At 74.0% G+C, this 5,569-nt stretch carries 4 protein-coding genes and 2 pseudogenes; 5 read left to right on the top strand and 1 reads right to left on the bottom strand.

Annotation, left to right across the window (positions count from 1 at the left end; genetic code table 11):
- The 4 genes and pseudogenes from E1211_RS30395 to E1211_RS33620 form a co-directional block, all read left to right on the top strand.
- A partial coding sequence (locus E1211_RS30395) for a cobaltochelatase subunit CobN (RefSeq protein ID WP_207915565.1) occupies positions 1–591 on the top strand: 591 nt, incomplete at its 5' end.
- A complete protein-coding gene (locus E1211_RS30400; RefSeq protein WP_132353404.1) occupies positions 588–2,795 on the top strand; it encodes a putative cobaltochelatase in 2,208 nt (735 codons plus the stop codon). The genes E1211_RS30395 and E1211_RS30400, both read left to right, overlap by 4 nt.
- A pseudogene (locus E1211_RS33615) lies at positions 2,795–3,268 on the top strand (cob(I)yrinic acid a,c-diamide adenosyltransferase); the annotation flags it as partial. The gene E1211_RS30400 and the pseudogene E1211_RS33615, both read left to right, overlap by 1 nt.
- A gap of 87 nt (positions 3,269–3,355) precedes the next feature.
- Complete coding sequence (locus tag E1211_RS33620; protein WP_243709777.1) at positions 3,356–3,739, top strand: DUF4352 domain-containing protein; 384 nt, start codon at positions 3,356–3,358, stop codon at positions 3,737–3,739.
- A gap of 84 nt (positions 3,740–3,823) precedes the next feature.
- Here E1211_RS33620 and E1211_RS30410 read toward each other — a convergent pair whose 3' ends face one another.
- Positions 3,824–4,363: an NUDIX domain-containing protein gene (locus tag E1211_RS30410; protein WP_132353406.1), complete on the bottom strand. Its 540-nt coding sequence runs from the start codon at positions 4,361–4,363 to the stop codon at positions 3,824–3,826.
- A 258-nt stretch (positions 4,364–4,621) separates the two neighbouring features.
- Here E1211_RS30410 and E1211_RS30415 point away from each other — a divergent pair.
- Positions 4,622–5,569: pseudogene (locus E1211_RS30415) on the top strand (serine/threonine-protein kinase); the annotation flags it as partial.

Consider the following 5,569-nt stretch of genomic DNA (forward strand, 5'->3'; position numbering starts at 1 on the left):
GGGCTGGACGGGCGGGAGGCGCGCGCCGACATGGAGCGCTCCTTCGCCCGCATCGCGGTCGCGGTGAAGAACCAGGACACCCGCGAGCACGACATCGTGGACTCGGACGACTACTTCCAGTACCACGGCGGGATGGTCGCGATGGTGCGTCACCTCACCGGTGACGCGCCGGCCGCGTACGTGGGGGACTCGGCGATGCCGCACGACGTGCGCACCCGGACGTTGGGCGAGGAGACCCGCCGGGTGTTCCGCGCCCGGGTGGTGAACCCGAGGTGGATCGCCGCCATGCGCCGGCACGGCTACAAGGGCGCGTTCGAGCTGGCCGCCACGGTGGACTACCTGTTCGGCTACGACGCCACCGCCGGGGTGGTCGACGACTGGATGTACGAGAAGTTGGCGGCCGAGTACGTCTTCGACCCGACCACGCGGGAGTTCCTCACCGAGTCGAATCCGTGGGCGCTGCGCGGCATCACCGAGCGGCTGCTGGAGGCCGCCGACCGGGGACTCTGGGCCGAGCCCGACCCGGCGACCCTGGAGCGGCTCCGGGAGACGTACCTGACCAGCGAGGGCGACCTGGAGGACCGGGCATGAGCGTTTTCCCGTTCAGCGCGGTGCTCGGCATGGACGACATGCGGCTCGCCCTGCTGCTCAACGCGGTCAGCCCGGCGATCGGCGGGGTGCTGGTACGCGGCGAGAAGGGCACGGCCAAGTCGACGGCGGTACGGGCGCTCGCCGCCCTGCTGCCCCCGGTCGACCAGGTGGCCGGCTGCCGTTTCGGCTGTGACCCGGCGAACCCGGACCCGGGCTGCCCGGACGGCCCGCACCCGGCCGGCGCCGTCGCCGAGCGGCGTCCGGCGCGCCTGGTGGAGCTGCCCGTCGGCGCCGCCGAGGACCGGGTGGTCGGTTCACTGGACCTGGAGAAGGCGCTCGGCGAGGGCGTGCGCGCCTTCGAGCCGGGTCTGCTCGCCGCCGCGCACCGTGGGGTGCTCTACGTCGACGAGGTCAACCTGCTCCACGACCACCTGGTCGACCTGCTGCTCGACGCCGCCGCGATGGGCCGTAGCCACGTGGAGCGGGAGGGTGTCTCGGTCAGTCACGCCGCCCGGTTCCTGCTGGTCGGCACGATGAACCCGGAGGAGGGGGAGCTGCGCCCGCAGCTGCTCGACCGGTTCGGGCTCACCGTCGAGGTCGGCGCGAGCCGGGAGCCGGCCGTCCGCGCCGAGGTGGTCCGCCGCCGGTTGGCCGCCGACGCCGACCCGGCCGGCTTCGCCGCCCGCTGGGCGGACGCGGACGCCGAGGTCGCCCGGCGGGTGGCCGGGGCGCGGCGGCGGGTCGCCGGGGTACGCCTGCCGGACGCCGCGCTGCGGCAGATCGCCGAGGTCTGCGCCGCCTTCGACGTGGACGGGATGCGGGCCGACATCGTCACCGCGCGTACCGCGATCGCGCACGCCGCCTGGCACGGCCGGGACCAGGTCGGCGTCGAGGACGTGCGGGTGGCCGCCCGGCTGGCGCTGCCGCACCGGCGGCGCCGGGACCCGTTCGACACGCCGGGGCTGGACGAGAAGCGGCTCGACGAGGCCCTCGACCGCGCCGGTGCGGACGATCCCGACGACGACCCGCCGGGCGGTCCGTCCGACGGCGGCCCGGACGACTCCGGCCCGGACGGTGGCGGCCCGAACGGTGGCGGCTCCGGTGGCGGGCCGGACGGCCACCCGTCGGGCGACGCGAACGGCCCGGCGGGCGGCGACGCGCCCGGGCCGTCCGGCGAGGCGCAGACCGACGCCCGCCCCGACGGCGGGAACGACTCGTCGGCGCCGCAGCAGGGCCCGACGGCCGGCCCCGGCCCGGCCGACGGCGGCGAGGGCGGTGGAGCCGACGAGTTCGTGGACCCGTCGGGGGGCGGCCCGGCCGCCGGCGGCCAGCCCGTGGCCGTACCCGTTCCGGGGCTGAAGGCCCGGCTGCTCACCGCGCCCGGTGTCGGCGACGGCGTTCCCGGCCGGCGGTCCCGGGCCCGCACCGGGCGCGGGCGCACCACCGGGGCGCGCCTGCCGGTGGGTCGCCCCGGCGCGCTGCACCTGCCGGCGACCCTGCGTGCCGCCGCCCCGCACCAGGTCGACCGGGGCCGCCGCGACGGGCCGCTGCGGCTGCACCCGGCCGACCTGCGGGAGGCCGTCCGCGAGGGGCGTGAGGGAAACCTGGTGCTCTTCGTGGTCGACGCCAGCGGGTCGATGGGGGCCCGGCAGCGGATGTCCGCCGTCAAGGGGGCGGTGCTCGCCCTGCTGACCGACGCCTACCAGCGGCGAGACAAGGTCGCCGTGGTCGCCTTCCGGGGCACCGGCGCGCAGACCCTGCTGCCCGCCACCTCGTCGGTGCTCGCCGCCTCGGCGCGCCTGACGGACCTGCCCACCGGTGGGCGTACGCCACTGGCCGAGGGGCTGCTCGCCGCCGCCGAGCTGCTGCGGGTGGAGCGGCTGCGTGACCCGCGCCGCCGTCCGCTGGTGCTGGTGCTCACCGACGGGCGGGCCACCAGCGGGGAACGTCCGCTGGAGTGGTCCGCCCGCGCGGCGGCCGTGCTCGCGGCGACCGGCGCCCCCTGCGTCGTGGTCGACTGCGAGTCCGGTCCCGTGCGCCTCGGCCTCGCCCAGCGCCTCGCCGCCCAGCTGGGCGCCGACCACCACCCGCTGGACCGGGTCGCCACCGACCCGCTCGTCGGCCTCGCCGCCACCCGTCCGGCCGCCTCGGCGCCGGGGTACGTCCACACGTCGAACACCAGCCGCGCAAGGAGCGTCGCCTGATGCCGCAGGGAAAGCCGACCCACGTGCCCGCCGACGGGCTCACCACCCGGCAGCGCCGTAACCGTCCGCTGCTGCTCGTCCACACCGGACAGATGAAGGGCAAGTCGACGGCCGCGTTCGGTCTGGCGCTGCGGGCGTGGACCGCCGGCATGCCGATCGGGGTGTTCCAGTTCGTCAAGAGCGCCAAGTGGCGGGTGGGGGAGGAGAACGCCCTCCGTGCGCTCGGTGAGCTGCACGAGCGTACCGGCCAGGGTGCCCCGGTGACCTGGCACAAGATGGGTGAGGGCTGGTCCTGGATCCAGCGCGGCGACCAGGCCGACCACGCCGCCGACGCCCTGGAGGGCTGGCGGCAGATCCAGCGCGACCTCGCCGAGCAGCGGTACAAGTTCTACGTGCTCGACGAGTTCACCTACCCGATGAAGTGGGGCTGGGTGGACGTCGACGAGGTGGTCGACACGCTGCCCACCACGCCGACGACCAGGGGCGCCGACGAGCCGCCGGTCCTCACCCCGACGCTGCCGGGCAGTCCCGACGAGACGGTCGACGCCGAGACCAGGAACATGCCGGTCGGCGACACGCTGGTGATCACCGACGACGACGGCACCGTCGAGATCACCGTGACGAAGTTCAGCACCCGGACGAAGGGCTGCAACGAGTTCGCGCCCGAGCCGGACAAGGGCGTGTACCTGATCGCGGACGTCACGGTCGCGGTCACCAAGGGCAGCGTCTCGGTGAATCCGCTCTACTTCCAGTGGGTGGCGGCGGACGGTACGGAGACGAACGCCATCGCCGGTCTCTTCGCCGGCTGCGGTGAGAACCTGGAGCCCGGCGACGTCTCGGCGGGCCGCAAGCGGACCGGCACGCTGGTCTTCAACGTCGCGAACAAGAACGGGGTGCTGGAGTACCTGCACCGTTTCCAGCCGGCCGGTTCCTGGCGTCCGTAGTGCTGATCGGGAGGCCGGCCGTCCGGCCGGCCTCCCGCAGGTCAGACCGGACGCCTTCGTCCCGCACCGGGCTCGTGCCGGTCATCACCGGCCGGCCCGGTCGGTCGCCCGCCAGGCGAGCAGCCGCCGGTAGGCGTCGAAGCCGTCCGGCACCCAGGCCCACTCGGTGAGCCGCCGCTCCAGCTCCTCCTCGGTCAGGAAGGCGTGCCAGGCGACCTCCTCCGGCTGCGGCGCGACCGCCGACGGGCAACGCACCTCGTAGACGGACGACCACCAGCTGTGCTCCGGCGTCTCGTAGAGGAACTTGAACAACGGCACGGGCGCGGGCAGGCCGCGTACCCCCAGCTCCTCCTCGGCCTCGCGCAGCGCCGCCTCGTCGTACGACTCCCCCGCGCCGACCACCCCGCCGACGAACATGTCGTAGAGCGAGGGGAAGACGAGCTTGCGAGCGGTACGACGGTGCACGAAGACCCGACCGTCGTCGTCCCGGGCCAGCACGAACGCGCAGCGGTGCCGGAGCCGGCCCGCGTAGACCTCGCCGCGTCGCGCCTGCCCCACCACCCGGTCGTGCTCGTCGACGACATCCAACAACTCGTCGGCCGACAGTGGCGACTGATCCTCCATGAAGACAGCCTGCCACGCCGTCGGGATCGAGTTCGCGCAGCAATCCAGAATGCGATTCCCGTTCACTTACACTCCCGAATCGCCCTTCTACGTGTTAGTAACATTGCGTCCGGCGACAATGGACGCACCAAAAGTAGAGTTCATTCTCGAATGGGTGCCGGGAAAGCGATGGGCGCCTGGTGAGACCTGCACGACTGTCGCTATTCCGTCCCCGCCGGCAATGGGGTCCGTAAACATCGTCAAGTACCGTCTCCTCTCGTGCCCGAAGCCCCTCGACGATTGATCGCTGATCGCTACCGACTCGTCCGCCCGCTGGGTCAAGGCGGGATGGGTCGCGTTTGGCAGGCCCTTGACGAAATGCTCCAACGAGATGTGGCCCTCAAGGAACTCGTGGCGCCACCCGGGCTGAGCGACGACGAACTGCACGAGATGCGCGAACGGTCCATGCGGGAGGCGCGCGCCGTCGCCCGCCTCGGCCATGTCAACGTGGTACGCGTCTTCGACGTGCTGCTCACCGACGGCGACCCGTGGATCGTGATGGAGCTGGTCCCGTCGCGCACCCTGCAGCAGGTCCTCGAAGCCGAGGGGCCGATGCCGCCGGCCCGCGCCGCCCGGATCGGGCTGGCCGTGCTGAGCGCGCTGCGCGCGGCGCACGAGGCCGGGATACTGCACCGCGACGTCAAGCCGGCGAACGTGCTGCTCGCCGACGACGGGCGGGTCGTACTGACGGACTTCGGGCTGGCGACCCTGCCCGGGGATTCGCGCATGACCCGAACCGGGATGGTCCTCGGCTCGCCGGCGTACCTCGCCCCCGAACGGGTCACCGACGGGGTCGTCGGTCCGGCCGCCGACCTCTGGTCGCTCGGGGCCACCCTCTACTCCGCGGTCGAGGGACGAACGCCGTACAGCCGCTCCACCCCGATAGCGACGCTGGCCGCGCTCGCCACCGAGGCGCCACCACCGCCACGGCAGGCCGGCACGCTGACCGAGCTGCTGGACGGGCTGCTGCGCCGCGACCCACAGGCGCGGATCAGCGCCGAGGAGGCCGACCGGCTGCTGGTCCGGGCCGTCGCCTCGGACGATCCCACCGCCGAGGCCGGCCGGACCGGCCCGGTCGCCCCGGCGGAGCCGGCGGGACCGATCACCCGGGTCGGCTCCGACGTCCGGCCCCGCCCGCGGATCGTCCCCGAGTTCATCGCCGCCGAC

Origin of the sequence: Micromonospora sp. 15K316 (assembly GCF_004348525.1) — a bacterium.
In the GTDB taxonomy this organism is placed as follows: Bacteria; Actinomycetota; Actinomycetes; order Mycobacteriales; family Micromonosporaceae; genus Micromonospora.

Excerpts from the sequence above, each read along its gene's own strand:
- E1211_RS30400 (WP_132353404.1), top strand. The coding sequence starts at position 588 with ATGAGCGTTTTCCCGTTCAGCGCGGTGCTCGGCATGGACGACATGCGG.
- E1211_RS33620 (WP_243709777.1), top strand. The coding sequence starts at position 3,356 with ATGCCGGTCGGCGACACGCTGGTGATCACCGACGACGACGGCACCGTC.
- E1211_RS30410 (WP_132353406.1), bottom strand. The coding sequence starts at position 4,363 with ATGGAGGATCAGTCGCCACTGTCGGCCGACGAGTTGTTGGATGTCGTC.